Source organism: Nisaea acidiphila (assembly GCF_024662015.1).
Classification (GTDB): Bacteria; Pseudomonadota; Alphaproteobacteria; order Thalassobaculales; family Thalassobaculaceae; genus Nisaea; species Nisaea acidiphila.
In genome coordinates, this window is the sequence record NZ_CP102480.1 from 2,717,417 (window position 1) to 2,737,058 (window position 19,642).

Genomic DNA, 19,642 nt, shown 5'->3' on the forward strand with positions numbered 1-19,642 from the left:
ACTCGGTTCCTCCCCTTGCCAAGCCTTTGCTTGACTTGGTCGAGACCGATTGTAACCCTCCCGGCGGCCAAATAAAAATCGATGGGAAGGAGCAGCCCCGATGAAGTTGTTGCGGTATGGCGCGCCAGGTGCCGAAAAGCCGGGAATTCTGGACGGTGACGGAAAGATCCGTGACCTCTCGGGGATCGTGGAGGATATCGATGCGGCGGCGCTGAGCCCGGAGGGGCTGGCGAAGATCGCTGCGGCCGATATCGGCTCGCTTCCGGTCGTGGATGGCGACCCGCGTCTCGGTGCCTGCGTCGGCAAGGTCGGCAAGATGATCTGCGTCGGCCTCAATTACAGCGACCACGCGGCCGAGTCCGGCATGGAAGTGCCGCCGGAGCCGATCATCTTCATGAAGGCGACCTCCGCGATCTGCGGGCCGAACGACGACACGGTCGTGCCGCGCGGTTCGAAGAAGCTCGATTATGAGGTCGAACTCGGCATCGTCATCGGCAAGAAGGCGAAATATGTCTCCGAGGCGGAGGCGCTGGACTATGTCGCCGGCTACTGCGTCGTGAACGACGTTTCCGAGCGCGAGTTCCAGGCGGAGCGCTCCGGTCAGTGGACGAAAGGCAAGAGCTGCGACACCTTCGGGCCGACCGGTCCCTGGATGGTGACCCGGGACGAGATTCCGAACCCGCAGGAACTCGGCATCTGGGCCAAGGTGAACGGCGAGTTCCGGCAGAACGGCAACACCAACACCATGGTCTACGGCCCGGCCTTCCTGGTTCATTATCTGAGCCAGTTCTTCACGCTTGAGCCGGGCGACGTGATCCCGACCGGTACCCCGCCGGGCGTCGGCATGGGCTTCAAGCCGGAGCCGAAATACCTGAAGGCCGGCGACGTCGTGGAGCTCGGCATCGACGGTCTCGGCGCGCAGCGCCAGACCTGCGTCGCCGACAGCTGACGCCGTCATGGTCGATTACGATTTCTCCGGGCGTGCCGCCGTCGTGACCGGCGGCGCGCGCGGGATCGGCAAGGCGATCGGGGCCCGGCTTGCCGCCGCTGGTGCCAATGTCAGTCTCTGGGATGCAGACGCCGACAAGCTGTCTGAAACCGCTTCCGGCCTCGGCGGCGGGTTCCACACCGCCCAGGTCGATGTCACCGACGACAGTGCGGTCGATCGTGCCGCCGCCGAGGTCGAACGCGAGTTCGGGCGGCTGGACATCATGGTCAACAGCGCCGGCATCACGGGCCCGAACACAACGACCTGGCAATACGGCGTCGCCGATTGGCGCAAGGTCATCGATATCGATCTGACCGGCACCTTTCTCTGCTGCCGTGCAGCGGTGCCCTACATGTTGCGCAACGACTACGGCCGGATCGTCAACATCGCCTCTGTCGCGGGCAAGGAGGGCAATCCCAACGCGCCCGCCTACAGCGCTGCGAAGGCCGGCGTCATCGGTCTCACCAAATCGCTCGGCAAGGAGCTTGCGGAGAGCGGGATCACCGTCAACTGCGTGACGCCTGCGGCGGTGAAGACCGATATCTTCGACCAGATGACCGAAGAGCATATCAACTTCATGCTTTCGAAGATTCCGATGAAGCGGTTCGGTCTGGTCGAGGAGATCGCCAATCTCGTCGCCTGGCTGTCATCGGAGGATTGTACCTTCAGTACCGGCGGCGTATTCGATTGCTCCGGCGGCCGGGCCACTTACTGAGGCTCGCCGCTCCGGATTTGGGGAACGGGATGTGAGGCCATGAGCAGGGCCCGGCAGTCTGACGTGCTGATCCGCAACGAGGCGTTTTACAATGCCTTCACGACGCGTGACCTGGACGCGATGGAGACGCTCTGGGCGGGCGAGATGCATGTGAGCTGTATCCATCCGGGCGCGACCCCGATTTTCGGGCGCGACGCGGTGATGGAGAGCTGGGCGCGGCTTCTCTCCGGCCCGGTGAAAAGCTCGCTGCAATGTCTCGAGCCGAAGGTGCATTTCCTGAGCGAGGATCTGGCGCTCGTGATCTGCTACGAGTTGCTTGGCGGCGAGACCCTGGCCGCAACCAACATCTTCGCCCTCGAGGCCGCCGACTGGGTGCTGGTGCATCATCAGGCGGGGCCGCTGGCGAGTGATATGGAAGCCCATGCGGATGTGCCGACGCCGCGTCTCCTGCAGTAGCTCTCGGCATCGTCACGCGCTCTTTATTTCCCGTTTCCGCCATGGCGTGGCTAATCGAGCCTGACATCTCCACGGGAGGACAGACCCGATGAATCGCATCCTGGCCGCACTGGTCGCATTTCTGCTGCTCGCGGGGGCGGACGCTTCGACACTCCGGGCAGCGGTCGAGAAGCCCTATTCCGGAACGTTGACCGTCGAGACCGGCAAGCCCTTTGGTCCTTTCGTGAAATCGCTGCCGGCGGCGATCAAGCAGCGCGGCATGAACATCGTCGGCATCGCCTGCGCGACTTGCGCCGCCAAATCCCAGGGCGTCACGGTGCCGGGCAACCGGGTTTTCTTCTTCTTCAAGCCGGCCTATGCCGTGCGCATGCTCGCCGCTTCCGAGGCGGCGGGGATCGAGGCGCCGATCCGGATCTATGTGACGGAGGCGGGCGACGGCACGGCCAAAGTCACGTACCGTCTTCCGTCTCACGTCTTCGGTGCCTACGAGGTTCCGGCGCTCGACGAACTGGGGGCGGAACTCGACGAAGACGTTCGTGCCATTCTCGAGATTGCGAAGTCGGGGAGCGGCGGGTAAGAGGGGCGCCATGAGCATCGCCGTCCCGACCTATCCGCTGCCGCAGAAACCGCTGGCTTTTACCCTCGGCGCGATCTTCGCGGCCATAGCAGCCTCGCATCTTCTTGATGGGGATCTGCGTCGCCTTGCCCTTTTCGCCATTGGCGGGGGCCTTGGCGTGGCGCTCTATCATGCGGCGTTCGGTTTCACTGCCGCTTACCGGAATTTGATCCAGCAACGGGATCTTAGTGGAATCGTCGCGCAGGCGGTGATGCTGACGGTCGCGATGGTTCTGTTTGCGACCGTGCTGAGCGACGGCGAGGCCTTCGGGTTCAAAGCGGGCGGCGCGGTGGCGCCGCTGAATGTCGCACTGGTGACGGGCGCCTTCATTTTCGGCCTCGGCATGCAGATCGCGGGAGGTTGCGCCTCCGGCACGCTCTTCACGGCCGGCGGCGGAAACGCGCGCATGGTCGTGGTGCTGATCTTTTTCTGCGCCGGCTCCTTCTGGGGCTCGCTCGATCTTCCCTTCTGGCGCGGCCTGCCGTCACTCGGCGCGGTCTCGCTCGGCCGCGCGTTCGGGTATCCGCTGGCGGTCCTGATGCAGGTCGGCGCGCTTTGCGCGATCCTCGGCCTGCTCTGGCTCTGGGGCGCGCGGATGAAGAAACCGCTCTGGGATCGTTCCCGGCCATTCGGCGCCCGCGCCTTCTTGCAGGGGCCGTGGCCGCTCTTGCTGGGAGCCATCGCGCTGGCGGTGCTGAATTACGCCACCCTGCTCGCCAAGGGGTTCCCCTGGGGCGTGACCTGGGGCTTCACGCTCTGGGGGGCGAAGGCGGCGGAGATGCTCGGCTGGGACCCGAACGGCAGTGCCTTCTGGGCCGTGAACTGGCGCCAGGGCGCGCTGCATGCCGGTGTGCTCGAGGAAAGCACATCGCTGATGAATATCGGCATCATCCTCGGTGCCGGGATTGCCGCGTCGCTCGCGGGCAAGGTGGCGCCGGTCCTCAGGATGGGATGGCGGCCCTTCGCGGCGGCGGTGATCGGCGGGCTGATGCTCGGCTACGGCGCACGGCTCGCCTATGGCTGCAATATCGGCGCCTTCTTCTCCGGCATCGCCTCGACCAGCCTGCATGGCTGGGTCTGGATCGCGGTCGCGATCGTCGGCAACGTGATCGGAGTGCGACTGCGGCCGTTCTTCCGGCTCGGATGATGTCCGGAATGGCCTGAATGCGACCGTGGCATTCAGGATGCGACAAATTTTTATTATTTATTAAGGCGTTATCGATTACTTAGGCGTCAGGGTCCCGTTCTTCGCATGCCTCAATCGGGAGTTGAGGGCGTAGGGTAGTGAGGTATTTTGCCGCATCCGGGACGGTTCACATGTCCGCCGCCCTTCCAGCAGTTGCCGTATCCGCCGGCTATGGACGCGGCATCGCCTGTCAGCTGACGGCGATCTTCCTGTTCTCCATCATGGGTGTGCTGGTCAAGGGCCTCGGCGACGCCTACCCGACCTCGCAGATCATCTTCTTTCGGAGCCTTCCGGCGCTGATCCCGCTGATGCTGTATCTGCCGAACCAGGGCGGCTGGCGCGCGCTTCTGACGAAACGTCCCGATCTCCAATTTCTTCGGGCAAGCATTGGCGTCGTCTCGATGTTCGTCGGCTTCTATGCGCTCGCCAACATGGACTTCGCCTCCTACGTGACCATCAGTTATTCGGCGCCGCTCTTCGGCACCCTGCTGGCGATCCCCTTCCTCGGCGAGAAGGTCGGTATCCGCCGCGTCACGGCCGTCCTGATCGGTTTCTCCGGCGTGGTGCTGGCCGCGGCGCCGGACGACAGCGGGATCAGCCTCTATGCCCTGCTGGCCCTTGCCGCCGCCTTTGCCTATGGCTGCATCATGGTCGTGATGCGCAAGCTCGGAACGATCGACCGCAGCGCCGCGACCGTATTCTATTTCACCCTTGCCGGTGTTATTGCCGGCGGCGTGCTGATGCCGTTCGAATGGGTGACGCCGGAGCCGGTCGACCTTGCCCTTCTCGCCGGTGTCGGCGTGATCGGCGGCGTGGCCCAGATCTTCATGACCGAAGCGTTCCGGCAGGCGCCGACGGCCGTCGTCGCGCCGTTCGACTATACGGCCATGATCTGGGCGGTGCCGCTCGGCTATCTGGTCTTCGGCAGCGTGCCGTCGGTCCAGGTCATCGCGGGCGCCGGGATCATCGCCGCGGCCGGCCTCTTCATCCTCTATCGCGAAACCCAGCTCGGCCTGAAGAAGCCGCGGCTCAAGCGCTCCAGTCTCTAGGCCCGGATCGCCGTCAGGGCTTTGCCCCGATCAGCGCTGCGTGATGTGCGAGGAAGCGTTCGCTCGTTTCCGTCGGGTTCATGCGCCGGTCGAACAGACCGAAGCGTGGAAAATAGCCGCGGTCCACGTCGCTCAGTGTGTCCAGGATAATTTCCCCTTTGCCGACGTTCCGTGCGGCGTCGAGCGCATCGACAACCATCGCTGACACATCCTTCCTGTTGCCGGCCAGCGCGGCCGGGTTCGGACCGCCCATCTTGACGGTCAGACTGAGACTGAGTCCCCGCGCATCGGTGGCGGCCAGGATCGGCTCGATGACGTTGCAGGGAAGGGTCTCCCGCACGGTCTCGAAGACCACGCCGTCAACATAGGGATCGCCTCCTTCGCCGAGCCCGAGCCGGTCCAGCAACGCAAGTTCGACGGGCGCGAAGCCGTGATCGATCACGTGGGCGAAACGTCCATCGACGGAATGGCCGTGATCGGCGGAAGAACGCAGCGGCGAAAGATAGACGCGAAGACCGGTGACGTCGCGCAGCGTCCGCAAGCCGTCCGCCGCCCCGGCCACCTCGTCGATCGGCAGGATGATATTGACCTGTTCAAGGAAATCCTGCGCCTCCACGAGCTGCTTCCGCGCCGCCTCCGAGGGAAGGCGGAAGAGGAAAGTCGAGAAGCGGAATCCGCAGGCATTCAGAGCCCGCGCCCGGGCCCGGCTCTCGGGATTGCGGATGTCTTCGAACGGGATGCGCAGGCGGGACAATCCGGTTTCCCAGAGGGCGAGCAGACGGTAATCGTCCCGCGCCGGTTTCCGCCCGAACGCATCGACCACACCCGAATAGGCGATTTCGATCGGGAGCGCCCAGGGGTCGCGCAACTCGACGCCGATCGGCAAGAGCGTACCGAGTTTCGAATGCAGACGGGGCGAAAGCGGTGCTGCGGGCGGAGCGCCGCCGTCAACGTGCGTTTCCCCGTTGCTCCGGATGTGGTGCAGGATGTGGCCGTTCTCGAATATCTCGACGAAGACGAAGCCGAGCTTGGGGGCATCGTTCCGGCCGAATTCGTCGGGGCCAGACGGGGGCACCTTGAACAGTTCCGAATAGTCGAGACGCAGGGCGCTGACCGCCGGTAGGACATAGAGTTCCGTGTTGCCGTCGCGTTCGTAGAAGAAGGTATGGATGTGGCCGGACATCCAGGCCTCAACGCCGTACTTCTTGAGCAGAGCCCGCATCCGGCTGCGCCCCGGTTCGGCGGTGTTGTCGTAATGCTCCTCCTCGTCCGAGCTGGCGACCCAGAGAGGCTGGTGACCGAACAGGAAGAGGCGCTTGTCCCGGTTTGACTCGAGCTCCGTCTCAAGCCAGTCCCATTGCACTTTCTCGCGCTCGGTTCCGGTATTGATGATCTGGCTGTTCACCATGATGAAATGCGCCGGACCGTGGCCGAACGCTCCGAAATCGGCGCCGAACTGCTCCCGGTAAAGGCCGATGAAATCTTCGGTGCAGCATTTTGCCGGTGTCCAGATCGCCGGTTTGTCGCCGATATCGTGATTTCCCGGAACCAGATGGAGCGGTGCCTCCAGATCGGTGAAGATCTCTCGGAACCGCTTTGCCGCCGCGCCGTATCCGGGCTGGTCCGGGGTCGGATGGATCATGTCTCCGAGGTGGATGACGAAATCGGGCGAGAGCGCGTTGACCCGCGCGATGGCGGCGCGGGCCCTGTCGTTCGCGAGGCCGTTCGACTGCCAGGGCGACGGGGTGACTCCGTCCACCGGTCCGATATGGGTGTCGGAAACGACGGCGAAGGTGAAGAGCGGCTTTTCCGTCCGTGCGCGCGTTGCCTTCCCGGCTTGAGTTCCTGTCATTCGTCGATGCCTTCCCTGTCGATCCCGTGTTTCTGCCGTCATCGGGCTTGACAATCACCCAAGACATTATGTTTTCATAATGACATAATCATTCGAAATCAAGATGGCGGTCAACGCCGTTGGGATCACCGAACAGGAGTGCAGACATGATGAAGAGATTACTGGCCGCGGCAGGCCTTTTCCTGGCGGCAACGGCCCCCGTCCCGGCCGCCGACTTCCCGACCAAGCCCGTGGAGATGATCGTCAATTTCGGTGCCGGCGGCTCGACCGACACAGTCGCGCGGCTGCTTGCCGACAAGATGGGCGCCGTGCTCGGACAGAATGTGGTTGTCTCGAACACGGGCGGCGCCGGCGGGACGCTTGGCGTGGCCGCGACGGCGGAGAAGTCGGCCGACGGCTATCACATCGGAACGGCCAACATGCCGGCTCTGGCGATTCTGCCGCAGCTGCGCGAACTGCCCTACAAGCCATCGGACGTGGTCCAGATCGCAGGTGTGATGCCTTACGATTACGGCATCTTCGCCAAGCAGGATGCGCCCTACGATACCTGGGAGGAGCTGGTCGCGTACGCGAAGGCCAATCCCGGAAAGGTGACCTACGGCAGCGTCGGCACCGGCACGACCAATCATCTGATGATGGAGAGGATCGCCAAGGAGATCGGGATCTCCTGGCGGCATGTTCCTTTCAAAGGAGGGGCCAAGGCCATTGCCGCGCTCGTCGGCGGCCATGTCGATATCGTCAACAACACCATCGGCCCGATCCTGCAGCCGGTGAAAATCGGCAAGGTCAAGCCGATCCTGGTGACAAGTGCCCGTCCGTTCAAGCAGATCCCGGACATGCCGGTGATCCTCGACAAGGGCTTCTCCTTCGCCCAGGTGTCCTACATGTCGATCATCGCGCCGGCCGGCATTCCTGACGATGTCCGCAGCAAGCTCGAGGGCGCGGTCAAGGCGGCGGCGGAGGATCCCGAAGTCCTTGCATCCGCCGCCAAACTCGACCTCTACCCGGCTTTCCTGCCGGGAGCGGAATACGAATCCATGCTGGCCGAAATGGGTAAGGACTGGGGCCTGCTGCTAAAAGAGCTCGGTCTCCCGAAGTAAGCCGCGCGAGATCAAGGGCAGAGAGGAGCGAGGTGGAATGCGGATATGTCATCCGGACGTCCTGATCGGGTTCGGGCTCGCCCTGTTTGCAGGGATGGTGCTCTGGCTGATCAGACAGGGCATCGGTCCATTCGACTACGAGGCATCGATCCTTCCGAGCATGGGCGCAGGCTGTCTGCTGTTCCTTTCGGTCGCTCTAGCCGCCTCGGCGCTCGGCGGTGCCGGGAAATCCCTTGAGGACGGGGCGTCGGATCATCCGCTCCACCGCACCCGGCTGCTGCGACTGGTCGCGGCAGCCGGAATCGCGGCGCTGCACGCTTTCCTGCTTGAGAGCTTCGGCGTCCTGCTGGTCGGCTTCAGCCTCCAGCTCTGTCTCTACCTCCTGCTCGGCCGCCGCCCTTTTCCCGCCGCCGCGGTTTCCGCCGCGACCGTGGCCGCGCTCTACGGCGCGATCGACCTGCTGCTCGGCGTGCCGCTTCCGAAAGGGGACCTCTGGTAGTCATGGATGTGTCGATCCTTGGCATTCTTGCCGACGCGTTCGGCACCGCTTTGCTGCCCGCGAACCTTCTTGCCGTCGCGCTCGGGGTCGGGGCAGGCGTGATACTCGGTGCCATTCCGGGACTCTCCGGAACCATGGCGATCGCCTTGATGATCCCGCTTACCTTCCACTGGTCCCCGTTGTTCTCGATCTCGATCCTGATGGGCTGCTGGAAAGGCAGCGTCTTCGGCGGCTCGATATCAGCGATCCTTCTGAATACGCCCGGCACGCCGGAAGCGGCGCCGACGGCGGCGGACGGATATCCGCTCGCCCGCCAGGGCAAGGCCATGCAGGCCATGACCATGGCCCTGGTCGCTTCCGTTTTCGGCGCGCTCTTCTCGGATGGCCTGCTCTTCATCGGAGCGCCCGCGATTTCCGAGCTGGCGGTGAAGTTCGGTCCGGCGGACCTGACTTCGCTTATCCTGATGTCGCTGGTGATCGTCGCCGGAACCGGTAGCCAGTCCATCCTGAAAGGCCTGATCGCGACCGCGATCGGCCTGGTTCTCGGATCGATCGGACTCGATCCGATGACCGCCGAGCGCCGCCTTACGCTCGGCATCCACGATCTGGACCAGGGCCTCGACCTGCTTGCGATGACGATCGGGCTGCTGGTCATGTCCGAGGTCTTCGTGCAGTTCCGCGAGGTGCTTGCCGAGCGCGGCTCGGCGGCGGCGCCGGTGCCGACGCGTTTCGGCGGAGCGTGGCTGTCGTTCCGCGACATCAGGAGATCGGCCGGCGTCATTTTCCGCTCCAGCATCATCGGCTCGATCTGCGGCGCGCTGCCCGGTGTCGGCAGCATTACCGCAGCCTTCATGGGATACGATCAGGCACGGGTCACCTCCGGACATCCCGAGACTTTCGGCAAAGGCGAGCTCAAGGGCGTCGCGGCGGCGGAATCGGCGAACAACGCGGTCTGCGGCACGGCTCTTGTCCCGATGATCACTCTAGGCATTCCGGGATCGCTCTCGGTCGCGATCATCATGGGCGCGTTCATGATCCACGGGCTCGCCCCCGGACCGCTGCTGATGACCGAGGAGCCGGAATTCGTCTATGCGCTGTTCGCGCTGCTGCTGATCTCAGACATTTTCCTGCTTCTGATCCCCCTGCCGCTGCTGCCGCTCGCGGCTCGTCTCGGATCGCTTCCCAGGGCATTGCTGTTGCCGCCGATCGCGTTCTTCTGTCTCGTCGGAGCTTACAGCACCAACCAGAGTATCTTCGACGTGAAGGTCATGGTCGTGTTCGCGGTAATCGGGTATTTCTTCAAGCGTTGGGGAATCAGTCCGGCCGCCCTGCTTATCGCTTTCATCCTCGGACCGCTGGCGGAGGGGAACCTGCGCCTGGCCCTGACACTTTCTGCCGGCGACGCCACGGTTTTCCTTACGCGTCCTTTCAGTGCCCTTTTCCTGGCGATCGGTGCGGCGTCGCTGATCTGGATGAGTGTGGGGCGTCGGCGTTATGTTGAAGCCGGGTAGGGCGTCGCGAGAACGGCCACCGGGGAGAAAAGCCGAGAGAATGGCAGTGACGAGAGTGGGTGACGTCAAACTTTACGGGCTGGTCTGCGACGGGCTTCGTCGGCAGATCCGTTCCGGGATGCTCAAGCGGGGCGACAGGCTCCCCTCTCTCGAGCAACTTGCGGTCGATTTCGGGGTTTCGCTGATCACCGTGCGCAAGGCGGTGGAGATTCTTGAAGACGAACGTCTTCTCGAACGGCAGCAAGGACGCGGCACCTTCGTCGCCGACACGGGCAACGCAAGGGAGTGGCTGCGCCTCAGCACGACCTGGTCGGACCTGATGCAGGGCTACGCGGACACGCGCGGGACGATGGAAAACGAGGTCCTGCTCCTGCGTGAAGACCAACACCCGGTGTTCCGGGACAGGTCAGCGGGCGATCTCGCGGAAAATTATGTCTTCATGCGGCGGCGTCACTTCGTCGAGGGACTGGCCTACGCCTATACCGACCTCTATCTAGATCAGGATCTCTATCGCCGTGCGCCGGAGGCGTTCCGAAACGATATGGTGCTGCGCGTGCTCGGCGGCCTGGATGGCTTCGAGATCGGCGAGGCAACCCAGAGCGTGACGATCGGGAGCGCGGGGCCGGAGACAGCGGACATCCTGAACCTCATCGTGGGCGCGCCGGTCGGAGAACTGTTGCGCGAGGTGATCGGCGTCGATGGCCGGCTGGTCTATCACGGCGAGGTGGTCTATCGCGGGGACCTCGTCAGGATCGACACCCGCCTGATCTGAAACGGCGGGCCGCTGTTTCCTAACCGAGCAGCCGCGCCACCTCGGCGCGGAGATGCGGCAGGATTTCCGCCTCGATCCAGGGATTCCTCTTCAGGATATTGCCGCTGCGCCAGCTCGGATGCGGCAGCGGCAGGTAGCGCGGGCCGTACTCCCGCCAAGCCCGTACCGTTTCCGTCAGCGTCTTCTTCCGTGCTTTGCCGAGGTAATGCGCCTGGGCGTACATGCCCGCCAGCACCACCAGCTCGATACTGGGCATATGGGCGAGCAGCGGATCGTGCCATTTCCTGGCGCATTCCGGCCGCGGCGGCGCGTCTCCGCCGTTCGGCAGGACCCCCGGATAGCAGAACCCCATCGGCATGATGGCGAGGCGTTCGGAGGTGTAGAAGGTCTCCCGATCGAGCCCGAGCCAGTCGCGCAGCCGGTCGCCGGAGCGGTCGTTCCAGGGAATGCCGCTCTCGTGCACCTTGGTGCCCGGTGCCTGCCCGACGATGAGGATGCGCGCCTCGGGCCGCGGGACGACGACCGGGCGGGGGCCGAGCGGCAGGTGTTGCTCGCAGATCCGGCAGGCCGCGATCCGCTCTCTCAGGGCGGGCAGGTCCTCAGGCACGGCGGAACCGGTTCTTCTCCTTCGGCGGGCGGCGGAACAGGGCCCGCCAGAGCAGTGCGAGCAGCGCGTGGAGGATCCAGCCGGCAAGGATGCCGGCAATGCCGAAGCGGATATCGAGGGTCAGCGTCGGCCGGAAAGAGGACCAGGTGGCCTCGGCGATGCCGGTCTCGAGATGGGTGAAGGCGACCCAGGGCCGGAGGAGATAGGGCGCAGCGCCCAGAGCGGCATAGGCTTCGTCGAGCCGTTCCGCCCGGTCGCGCCGTTGCAGCATGCGCTCGGCTCCGGCCTGCACCGCCTGGTCTTCCGAGGCGCGGTAGCGCTCGGCGAAACCTTCCAGAGTCAGACCAAAAGCCTTGGCTTCGGCGACATCCTGCCGGTGCGCGGCCTGCGCCTCGTCGCGCGCGCCGCCGAGCCGTTGCTCGTATTCCTGCACGAGCTGCGGCAATTGCGAGCCGCCGACGGCGCCGCAGGCGATCATGGCGATGAGAAAAAGGTCTCGAAACATCTTCATCGCCGTCCCCCTCAGGCCGCTTTCAGGAAGGACCGGCCGTGCGGCATGTCGGATATCCCGAGATGCCGGGCCAGGCTCTGGCCGACATCGGCGAAGCTGGCGAGATGGCCGACCGGGCCGGCAGGCTTCGCGCCGCCGAGCAGCAGCACGGGCACGTTCTCGCGGGTATGGTCGCTGCCTTTCCAGGTCGGATCGCAGCCATGGTCGGCGGTGATCGCGGCGAGGTCGCCGGGCCCAAGGAGCGCTTCGAATTCCGGCAGGCGGCGGTCGAACTGTTCCAGCGCCGCGGCATAGCCCGCCGGGTCGCGGCGATGGCCAAAATGCACGTCGAAATCGACGAAATTCACCACCATCAGTGCGCCGTCTCCCGCGCTTTTCGTCTCATCGAGCATGAGGTCGAACATCGCGTCATTGTCCGGCGCCTTCACCTCGCGGCCGGTGCCGTCATGGGCGAAGATATCGCCGATCTTGCCGACGGAGATCACCGGTCCGCCGCGATCCGCGTGGCGGCGGAGCAGGGTTGGCTCCGGCGGCAGAACGGAATAGTCCCGCCGGTTCGCCGTCCGCTTGAACGTTTCCTGTGTGTCGCCGACGAAGGGCCGGGCGATAACCCGGCCGATATTCAGCGGATCGACGAGTTCGCGCGCGGTCTCGCAGAGCTTCAGAAGCCGTTCCAGGCCGAAATGCTCCTCGTGCGCGGCGATCTGCAACACGCTGTCTGCCGAGGTATAGACGATCGGCTTGCCGGTGCGGATATGCTCTTCGCCGAGTTCCTGGATGATGACGGTGCCGCTCGCGTGGCGGTCGCCGAGCCAGCCCGGTAGGTCGCCGGCCGCGACCAGGCTCTCCATCAGGTCGCGCGGGAAGCAGGGTTCGGTCTCGGGGAAATAGCCCCAGTCGAACGAGACCGGCACGCCGCTGAGCTCCCAGTGTCCGCTCGGCGTGTCCTTGCCGTTGCTGGTCTCCGAAGCGTAGCCCCAGGCCGCGTCCTTTGCCGCACGTGAGAGGCCCGGGGGCAGGCGTCCGGTGCTCGCCTCGGCAGCGCTGCCGAGGCCGAGGCGGCAGAGGTTGGGGAGACGCAGCGGCCCGTTCCGTTCCGTATTGTCGGCGTGCCCGGAAGCGCAGGCCTCTGCGATATGCCCCACCGTGTCCGATCCCGTGTCGCCGAAAGCGGCGGCGTCGGGGGCACCGCCGATGCCGACGGAGTCGAGCACGATGAGGAAGGCGCGTCTCATCCGGTCACCGTTTCCACGACGACTGGGCCGGGTTCCGGTGCGTCGCCGACGGCGAAGGCCTGTTTGAGCGTTTCCGCTGCCTTCGCCGCGTCCGCTTCGCTCTTCGCATGAACGAGGGCCAGCGGACGCTCAGGGCCGACTTCATCGCCGAGCCCGGCAATCTCGGTCAGTCCGACGGAGTGGTCGATCCTGTCTTCGGCGCGGCGCCGTCCGCCGCCAAGTTCGACCACGGCAAGGCCGACCTTCCGCGTGTCGATCCTGGCGACAGTTCCTGTCTCGTCCGGAAGGGCGGCCAGCGTTATCGGGGCGGATCTGAGGGCCGAGGTTTCGCGCAGCAGGTTGGTCGGGCCGCCGAGACCGGAGACCATGCGCTCGAACCGTTCCGCCGCCGCGCCGGAGGCGAGGGTACGGAGCAGGGCGGCGCGGGCGATGTCCCGGTCCGCCGCGAGTCCGCCGGTGACAAGCATCTCGGCGCCGAGTGCGATCACCACTTCGTGCAGCCGCTCGTCGCGGCGCTCGCCGGTTAGGTAATCGACGACCTCGCCGATCTCGACCGCATTGCCCGCCGAATGGCCGAGCACCTGGTTCATGTCGGTGATCAGCGCCGTCGTTGGCAGCCCGGCGCCGTTCGCAACGTCGACGATGGAGCGGGCCAGGGCGCGGGAATCGTCCAGATTGGACATGAAGGCACCGGAGCCTGTCTTCACATCCATCGCGAGACCCTGCAGACCAGCGGCGAGCTTCTTCGAGAGGATGGAGGCGGTGATGAGAGGGATCGACTCGACTGTCGCAGTGACGTCCCGGACTGCATAGAACCGCCGGTCGGCGGGGGCGAGGTCCTCGGTCTGGCCGATGATGGCGCAGCCGGCCTGGGCGACGATCTGGCGGAAGCGTTTCACCGTCGGCGCCGTGTCGTATCCGAGGATCGAATCCAGCTTGTCGAGCGTGCCGCCGGTATGTCCGAGGCCGCGCCCCGAAATCATCGGCACGAAGCCGCCGGCGGCCGCCACCATCGGCGCCAGCATGATGCTGACCTTGTCGCCGACGCCGCCGGTCGAATGCTTGTCGAGCACAGGGCCGGCCAGCTCTTCAGCGTCCCAGCTCAACACGTTCCCGCTGTCCCGCATCGCCAGCGTAAGGGCGACGGTTTCTTCGGTTTCCATGCCGTTCAGGAAGGCGGCCATGCCGAAAGCCGCGATCTGTGCCGGGCTCGCTTCGTCCGTCGACATGCGTTCGACGAAGAGAGATATCTGTTCCGCAGTCAGGGTCTCGCGGTCTCGTTTCCGGCGGATGATTTCCTGCGTCAGCATGCGTCTGGCCTTATCTCTCGCCGTCAAGCGCGGCCAGCAAATCATCAAGCAGGCTGCTGGCTCCGAAGCGGAAGGTCTCCGGAGTCGCCCAGTCCGGCCCCATAACCTTGTCGGCGAGATGCAGGAAAGCGGCCGCCTGCGCCGACGTGCGAATGCCGCCTGAGGGTTTCAGGCCGACCGGTTTTCCGCTCTCGCGGATCGCATCCAGCATGATGTGCGCGGCTTCCAGCGTGGCCGAGATCTTGGTTTTGCCGGTCGACGTCTTGATGAAGTCGGCTCCGGCCGCGATCGCATCGCGCGCGGATCCGGCGATGGCGTCGTCAGTCTGCAGCCGACCGGTCTCAAGGATCACTTTCAGGTGGGCCCTGTCGCCGCACTCTTCCTTGCAGGCCGCGACCAGATCGCGGGCAATTTCCCTGTTGCCGGAGAGCCATGCCTCGTAGGGCCAGACCACATCGACCTCGTCCGCGCCGTCGCGCACGCATTGATGCGTCGTCTCCACGGCACCGGCGACGTCAGGGCGGCCATGCGGAAAATTGGCGACCGTCGCGACCCGGATGCCGGTGCTTTCCAGCGCGCTCTTCGCCTGGGCGACGAAGCGCGGCCAGATACAGACGGCGGCGACATTGCCCGCGGGCGTTTCCGCGCGCTGCAGAAGCGCCGCGACGATGTCCGGGCAATCCTCCTCGCCAAGGCTCGTCAGGTCGAGCATGGAGAGCGCCCGGGCGGCGTCTTTCACCGCGTCACTCATGGAACGGGTCCTTCAGGAAATGCAGCAGCAGCTTGGTCATCGACTCGGCGATCGTCTCCCCCTGCGCCAGGGTGTGCTCATGGTCGAGGATCTCGTTCGCGACCATCCCGGCACCGAAATTGGTTATACCCGAAATTGCGGCAACCTTGAGGCCCGCATGGCGCGCGGCCAGCACCTCCGGCACGGTCGACATGCCGACCGCATCTGCGCCGAGCATGCGGAAGGCGCGGATTTCCGCCGGGGTCTCGAAATTCGGCCCGAGCGCCCAAAGGTAGACCCCTTCGTGCAGAATGACGCCCTCCGCCTCCGCGCTGCGGCGGAGCACCTCGTGCAGTTCCCGGTCATAGGCCCGCGTCATGTCGAAGAAGCGCGGGCCGAGCGAGGCGTCGTTCGGGCCGATCAGCGGGTTGGCACCGGACCAGTTGATATGATCCGTCAGCATCATCAGGCTGCCGGGCGCCATCTCCTCGCGCAGGCTGCCCGCGGCGTTGGTCAGCACCAGCGTGGTGACGCCGAGCGCCTCCATGGTGCGCACGGGCAGGACCACATCGGCGAGATCGTGACCCTCGTAGGCGTGAGCGCGGCCCTGCAGGACGAAAACCTGGCGGCCGGAGAGCGTGCCATGCACCAGCTTGCCGTGATGGCCGTCGACGCTCGGTTTCGGAAAGCCCGGGATATCTGCAAAGGAGACGCTTGCGGCGTCCTCGACGGCGTCGGCGATCGAGCCGAGGCCGCTCCCGAGAACCAGGGCGATCTTCGCGTCACGGCCGGGCAAGGCTTTCCGGACCGCTGCGGCAGCATCGTAATAGGGTGTCACGTGCGCTCCTTGACGTAGGGGGTGCCGCTTGCCTTCGGGGCCACCGCTTTGCCGATGAAACCGGCAAGCAGAACCACCGTCAGGATATAGGGAAGTGCCTGAATGAGCTGTACCGGGAAGACGCCGATCACCGGTAGCTCGACGCCCTGCAGCCTGACGGCAAGCGCGTCGAGAAAGCCGAAGAGCAGGCAGGCGAAGAGCGCCGGCACCGGTTTCCATTTGCCGAAGATCATCGCCGCCAGCGCCATGTAGCCCTTGCCCGCCGTCATGTCGCGCACGAAGGCGGCGGAATGAGCGGTGGAAAGATAGGCGCCGGCGATACCGCACAGCAGACCCGCGATGGCCATTGCGCTGTAGCGCAGCCCGGTGACGCTGATCCCGGCCGTGTCGACCGCTGCCGGGTTCTCGCCGACGGCGCGGAGCCGGAGACCGAAGCGCGTGCGGTAGACCACCCACCAGGTGAGCGGGACCACCGCGAGGGCCAGATAGACGAGGAAGTTGTGGCCGCTGATCACCTCGTAATAGAGCGGGCCAAGGACCGGGATGCCGCGCAGGGCCTCGGCGAGCGGCAGGGCATGCTCGGTGAAGCGAAATTCGGCATCGAGCGTCGGCGTGCGGCCGCCCTGATGGAACCAGGCGATGCCGAGCACCACGGTCAGGCCGGAGGCGATGACGTTCACCGCGACGCCGCTGACCACCTGGTTGCCCCGGTGAGTGATACAGGCGAAACCGTGCAGCAAAGCAAGCGCAACGGAAACGAGGATGGCGACGACCAGTCCGAGCCAGGCCGACCCGGTCACGGCGGCGGTCGCGGCGGCGGCGAAGGCGGCCGCCAGCATCTTGCCTTCGAGACCGATATCGATCACCCCGGAGCGTTCGGCGAAAAGGCCGGCCATCGACGCGAGGATCAGCGGCGTCGCGACCCGGAGCGTGGCGTCCAGTGTGAGCAGGACGAGAAGATAGGATTCCGCCATCTAACCCTCCTGGCCCCGCGCCGCTGCGAAGCGGCCGGCCAGCCGCGCCACCATCGGGTTGAACATGTAGGCGAGCGCGCCCGAGAAGAGGATGATCAGGCCCTGGATCACCACCACCATGTCGCGCGTGATCTGTTCGAACTCGAAATCGAGCTCGGCGCCGCCCTGGTAAAGAGCGCCGAAGAGCAGGCTGGCGAGCACGATACCGAAAGGATGGTTGCGTCCCATCAGCGAGACCGCGATTCCGGTGAAGCCGTAACCCGCCGTGAAGTTCAGCAGCAGCTTGTGCTGCACGCCCATGATCTCGTTGATCCCTACCATTCCGGCGAGCGCTCCGGAGAGCGCCATGGTGAGGAACACGGTTTTCTTCGGATCGATCCCGGCATAGACAGCCGCGGTCTCGTTGCGTCCGACGGTGCGGATCGCGTACCCCCAGCGGGTGCGCCAGATGAAGATCGCCACCAGACCGGAGGCGAGGAGTGCGATCAGGAAAGAGAAGTTTAGAGGCGAGCGGGAGAAGTCGATCCCGAGCGCGGCAAACATCTCGTGCCCCAGAGGCAGCCAGGCGCTCTCGGCGAATTCCCGGCTTTCCGGCGACATCTGGCCCGGCTTGATCAGCACGTTCACCATCAGATGCACCATCAGCGCCGAGGCGATGAAATTGAACATGATGGTGGTGATGACGATGTGGCTGCCGCGATAGGCTTGCAGCCAGCCGGGAACCGCCGCCCAGGCACCGCCGAAAAGCGCGGCGGCGACGATCGCCAGCGGCAGGATCGCGTACCAGGGCAGCCAGCGGTCGAGGGCGAGAATCAGCAGCCCGACGCCGAGCCCGCCGATATAGGCTTGGCCCTCGCCGCCGATATTGAAGAGACCGGCATGGAAGGCGACCGCGACCGCGAGCCCGGTGAAGATGAAGTTGGTTGTATAATAAAGCGTGTAGCCGATCGCCTCGTCATATCCGAACGCCCCGTAGAGCATGACGTCGAGGGCCTCGATGGGATCCTCCCCGAGGGAAAGAATGACCAGCGCGGAGACCGCCAGGGCGGCAAGGATGTTGAGTGCCGGGATGACGCCGATATCGACCCAGCGCGGCAATTTGATCGGCTGGCTCATGCGGCTTTTCCGTCCCATGGGGCCTCTTCGGGAATGTCCGCCATCATAAGGCCGATGCGGCGCGGGTCAGCTTCCGCCGCCTCCATCTCGCCGACGATCCGTCCCGCCGACATCACCAGGATGCGGTCGGAAAGCGACATGATCTCGTCGAGCTCGACGGAGACCAATAGCACCGCGGCCCCTTGGTCGCGCATCGAAACCAGCGTGTTGTGGATGAACTCGATGGCACCGATATCGACGCCGCGGGTCGGTTGGCCGACCAGCAGCAGCTTCGGCTTTGTCTCCAGCTCGCGCGCCAGCACGATCTTCTGCTGGTTGCCGCCGGAGAACATGGCGGCGGTCAACTGCGGGTTCGGCGGGCGCACGTCGTAGCGTTCCATTTCCGCCGCGCAGTCGGCGATCGCCGCTTCACGGTCGAGCAGCAGGCCGCGATTGAAATCCGGCCAATCGTGATGCCCGAGGATGTGGTTCTCGTGCGCGGTGAAGGCGGTGACCAGTCCCATATGATGGCGGTCCTCCGGTACATGGGCGATGCCGAGCCGGCGTGCCTCGTGCGGATCGAGCGCGTGTCCAGTATCGACAATCCTTGTGCCGTTCACGCTGAAGGAGCCGCCGGAAAGCGGCCGGATCCCGGCGAGCGCCTGGAGCAGCTCGCTCTGTCCGTTGCCGGCGACCCCGGCGATGCCGACGATCTCGCCGGCCCGTACCTGGAAGCAGGCATTCTTCACCCGCTCGACGCCGCGCGCGTCGGTCACCGTGAGTCCGTCGGCCGAAAGGACCATGCCTTTCGCCTCGGCCGGCTTCTTGTCGACCCGGAGTAGTACCTTGCGCCCGACCATGAGTTCCGCGAGCTCATCGGCGCTGGTCTCGGAGGTGGTTCGGTGCGCGACCATCTCGCCCTGGCGCATGACCGAGACCGTATCCGTCGCGGCCAGGATCTCGCGCAGCTTGTGGGTGATCAGGATGATGGTGACGCCGCGTTCTTTCAGCGCGGCGAGAATTTCGAACAGCCGGTCGGCCTCCTGCGGCGTCAGCACGCCGGTCGGCTCGTCCAGCACCAGAATGCGGGCGCCGCGGACCAGCGCTTTCAGGATCTCGACCCGCTGCTGCTGGCCGACCGAGAGATCGGAGATCAGCTCGTCCGGATCGACCGTGAGGCCATAGTCGCTGGAGAGCCGCGCCAGCTCCTGCCGCGTCGCCTTTTCGCCGGCATCCAGCAAGGCGCCGCCTTCGGAACCGAGCATCACGTTATCGAGTACGCTCATCGTCTCCACCAACATGAAATGCTGGTGCACCATGCCGATCCCGAGGTCGATCGCGGCCCGGCTCGACTCGATGATCACGCCTTTGCCGTCGACCAGAATCTCCCCCGCATCGGCCTGGTAGAAACCGTAGAGGATGGACATCAGCGTCGACTTGCCGGCGCCGTTCTCGCCGACGATGCCGTGAATCGTTCCGGGCATGACCCGGAGCGTTACGTCACGGTTCGCCTGGACCGGTCCGAAGCTTTTCGAGATGCCCTTCAATTCGATGGCGGGCGGCTTGCCGCCGCCCGCCACGGGCCGAGTGTTCCCGGA

20 protein-coding genes are annotated in these 19,642 nt (G+C 65.2%); 10 read left to right on the forward strand and 10 right to left on the reverse strand.

What is annotated here, in order from left to right; all coding sequences use genetic code 11:
- Nucleotides 1-100: 100 nt before the first annotated feature.
- From NUH88_RS12620 to NUH88_RS12645, 6 genes are all read left to right on the forward strand, one after another.
- Nucleotides 101-949, forward strand: a complete 849-nt coding sequence (locus NUH88_RS12620; protein ID WP_257766766.1) for a fumarylacetoacetate hydrolase family protein — start codon at nucleotides 101-103, stop codon at nucleotides 947-949.
- Nucleotides 950-956: 7 nt separating this feature from the next.
- Nucleotides 957-1,703 carry an SDR family NAD(P)-dependent oxidoreductase gene (locus tag NUH88_RS12625; RefSeq protein WP_257766767.1) on the forward strand — a complete coding sequence of 249 codons (747 nt, stop codon included), beginning with the start codon at nucleotides 957-959 and terminating at the stop codon, nucleotides 1,701-1,703.
- 39 nt (nucleotides 1,704-1,742) lie between these two features.
- Nucleotides 1,743-2,159: a nuclear transport factor 2 family protein gene (locus NUH88_RS12630; protein WP_257766768.1), complete on the forward strand. Its 417-nt coding sequence runs from the start codon at nucleotides 1,743-1,745 to the stop codon at nucleotides 2,157-2,159.
- Between the two features lie 88 nt (nucleotides 2,160-2,247).
- A complete protein-coding gene (locus NUH88_RS12635) occupies nucleotides 2,248-2,736 on the forward strand; it encodes a DUF302 domain-containing protein (RefSeq protein ID WP_257766769.1) in 489 nt (162 codons plus the stop codon).
- Nucleotides 2,737-2,746: 10 nt separating this feature from the next.
- Nucleotides 2,747-3,922: a YeeE/YedE family protein gene (locus tag NUH88_RS12640; RefSeq protein ID WP_257766770.1), complete on the forward strand. Its 1,176-nt coding sequence runs from the start codon at nucleotides 2,747-2,749 to the stop codon at nucleotides 3,920-3,922.
- A 170-nt stretch (nucleotides 3,923-4,092) separates the two neighbouring features.
- The gene (locus tag NUH88_RS12645; protein ID WP_257766771.1) at nucleotides 4,093-5,010 is read left to right on the forward strand and encodes a DMT family transporter; all 918 of its coding nucleotides are present in this window, start codon (nucleotides 4,093-4,095) and stop codon (nucleotides 5,008-5,010) included.
- Between the two features lie 13 nt (nucleotides 5,011-5,023).
- Here the strand turns inward: NUH88_RS12645 and NUH88_RS12650 are convergent, their stop codons facing one another.
- Nucleotides 5,024-6,862, reverse strand: a complete 1,839-nt coding sequence (locus NUH88_RS12650; protein ID WP_257766772.1) for a metallophosphoesterase family protein — start codon at nucleotides 6,860-6,862, stop codon at nucleotides 5,024-5,026.
- Nucleotides 6,863-7,008: 146 nt separating this feature from the next.
- Between NUH88_RS12650 and NUH88_RS12655 the strand changes: the two genes are divergently transcribed.
- Genes NUH88_RS12655 through NUH88_RS12670 form a run of 4 tightly spaced genes read left to right on the forward strand, consistent with a single transcriptional unit; the run spans nucleotide 7,009 to nucleotide 10,744 of the window.
- On the forward strand, nucleotides 7,009-7,962 hold the full coding sequence (locus tag NUH88_RS12655) for a Bug family tripartite tricarboxylate transporter substrate binding protein (protein WP_257766773.1): 954 nt from the start codon (nucleotides 7,009-7,011) through the stop codon (nucleotides 7,960-7,962).
- 37 nt (nucleotides 7,963-7,999) lie between these two features.
- Nucleotides 8,000-8,461 (forward strand): tripartite tricarboxylate transporter TctB family protein, encoded by a 462-nt coding sequence (locus NUH88_RS12660; protein ID WP_257766774.1) that lies wholly within the window; start codon nucleotides 8,000-8,002, stop codon nucleotides 8,459-8,461.
- Nucleotides 8,462-8,463: 2 nt separating this feature from the next.
- Nucleotides 8,464-9,972, forward strand: coding sequence for a tripartite tricarboxylate transporter permease (locus tag NUH88_RS12665; RefSeq protein WP_257766775.1), 1,509 nt, complete (start codon nucleotides 8,464-8,466; stop codon nucleotides 9,970-9,972).
- A 40-nt stretch (nucleotides 9,973-10,012) separates the two neighbouring features.
- The gene (locus tag NUH88_RS12670; protein ID WP_257766776.1) at nucleotides 10,013-10,744 is read left to right on the forward strand and encodes a GntR family transcriptional regulator; all 732 of its coding nucleotides are present in this window, start codon (nucleotides 10,013-10,015) and stop codon (nucleotides 10,742-10,744) included.
- Between the two features lie 19 nt (nucleotides 10,745-10,763).
- Here NUH88_RS12670 and NUH88_RS12675 read toward each other — a convergent pair whose 3' ends face one another.
- From NUH88_RS12675 to NUH88_RS12715, 9 genes are read right to left on the reverse strand one after another with little or no spacing between them, the layout of a single operon-like run.
- Nucleotides 10,764-11,351, reverse strand: a complete 588-nt coding sequence (locus NUH88_RS12675; protein ID WP_257766777.1) for a uracil-DNA glycosylase family protein — start codon at nucleotides 11,349-11,351, stop codon at nucleotides 10,764-10,766.
- A complete protein-coding gene (locus NUH88_RS12680) occupies nucleotides 11,344-11,862 on the reverse strand; it encodes a DUF2937 family protein (protein WP_257766778.1) in 519 nt (172 codons plus the stop codon). The genes NUH88_RS12675 and NUH88_RS12680 overlap by 8 nt, the downstream gene beginning before the upstream one ends.
- An 11-nt stretch (nucleotides 11,863-11,873) precedes the next feature.
- Nucleotides 11,874-13,097, reverse strand: coding sequence for a phosphopentomutase (locus NUH88_RS12685; RefSeq protein WP_257766779.1), 1,224 nt, complete (start codon nucleotides 13,095-13,097; stop codon nucleotides 11,874-11,876).
- Nucleotides 13,094-14,407 carry a thymidine phosphorylase gene (gene deoA, locus NUH88_RS12690; RefSeq protein WP_257766780.1) on the reverse strand — a complete coding sequence of 438 codons (1,314 nt, stop codon included), beginning with the start codon at nucleotides 14,405-14,407 and terminating at the stop codon, nucleotides 13,094-13,096. Before deoA ends, NUH88_RS12685 begins: the two co-directional genes overlap by 4 nt.
- Nucleotides 14,408-14,417: 10 nt before the next feature.
- A complete protein-coding gene (gene deoC / locus NUH88_RS12695; RefSeq protein ID WP_257766781.1) occupies nucleotides 14,418-15,158 on the reverse strand; it encodes a deoxyribose-phosphate aldolase in 741 nt (246 codons plus the stop codon).
- Nucleotides 15,151-15,975 carry a purine-nucleoside phosphorylase gene (locus NUH88_RS12700; RefSeq protein ID WP_257766782.1) on the reverse strand — a complete coding sequence of 275 codons (825 nt, stop codon included), beginning with the start codon at nucleotides 15,973-15,975 and terminating at the stop codon, nucleotides 15,151-15,153. Before NUH88_RS12700 ends, deoC begins: the two co-directional genes overlap by 8 nt.
- The gene (locus tag NUH88_RS12705; RefSeq protein WP_257766783.1) at nucleotides 15,972-16,949 is read right to left on the reverse strand and encodes an ABC transporter permease; all 978 of its coding nucleotides are present in this window, start codon (nucleotides 16,947-16,949) and stop codon (nucleotides 15,972-15,974) included. The genes NUH88_RS12700 and NUH88_RS12705 overlap by 4 nt, the downstream gene beginning before the upstream one ends.
- Nucleotides 16,950-18,065, reverse strand: a complete 1,116-nt coding sequence (locus NUH88_RS12710) for an ABC transporter permease (protein WP_257766784.1) — start codon at nucleotides 18,063-18,065, stop codon at nucleotides 16,950-16,952.
- The gene (locus NUH88_RS12715) at nucleotides 18,062-19,624 is read right to left on the reverse strand and encodes an ABC transporter ATP-binding protein (RefSeq protein ID WP_257766785.1); all 1,563 of its coding nucleotides are present in this window, start codon (nucleotides 19,622-19,624) and stop codon (nucleotides 18,062-18,064) included. Before NUH88_RS12715 ends, NUH88_RS12710 begins: the two co-directional genes overlap by 4 nt.
- Nucleotides 19,625-19,642 lie beyond the last annotated feature (18 nt).